This window comes from Gordonia otitidis NBRC 100426, from assembly GCF_000248075.1.
Lineage (GTDB): Bacteria > Actinomycetota > Actinomycetes > Mycobacteriales > Mycobacteriaceae > Gordonia > Gordonia otitidis.
Genome location: NZ_BAFB01000264.1, coordinates 1 through 742, shown reverse-complemented (window position 1 = coordinate 742; position 742 = coordinate 1). Strand labels below are relative to the sequence as shown.

Here is a 742-nt window from a genome sequence, read left to right as displayed (position 1 = left end):
CGCCTGCGGCAGTGACGACTGCACCGCGACGATTCCCGAGCCGTGCACCGTACCGCCAGCCGATCCGCGGTTCGTCATACACGTCGTGTGCAACGACGCGGCCCTCACCCCACCCGAAACCGCCGACGGCACCCAGAATCACGCCGACAGCACCGAGAAACCCGCCGACAGCACCGGCGATTCCGCCGACGGCACCAAGAGTTGCGCTGACGGGACAGGGAATCGCTTCGAGGGCACCGCTGGTTTCGCTGACGGCATCGGGAATCGCGCCGAGGGCACCGCTGATTTCGCCGACGGCACCGCAGATCGCGCCGACAGCACCGCCGCTTCCGCTGACAGCACCGGGAATCGCGTCGAGGGCATCAGAAGCCACGCCGATAGCACCGCCGCTTCCGCTGACGGCACTGGGAAGCCCGCCGACAGCACCGCTGATTTCGCCGAGGGCACCGCAGATCGCGTCGACGGCATCAGACGCCACGCTGATGGCACCGCCAAGCACGCCGGCAGCACCGCCGCTTTCGCCGACGGCACCGCAGATCGCGTCGACGGCAAGACGGATTCGTCGTCTGGTGGCGTCGCTCACGGCAGCGACGACGATGGTGTGTCCGGCGGTGACGTGTCCGGCAATGCTGCCGGTGGCCGACGGCCCGGGTTGCGTTATGCGCGCAAAGACGGTCACCGGACCGGCCAGTCATCCGAGTCGGTGTCGGTCTGGTTCATGGACGGCTACGGCATCATCTGA

General features: G+C 68.1%; 1 pseudogene. It reads left to right on the top strand.

Going from position 1 to position 742, the window contains the following annotated elements:
- A pseudogene (locus tag GOOTI_RS24345) lies at positions 1-742 on the top strand (hypothetical protein); the annotation flags it as partial.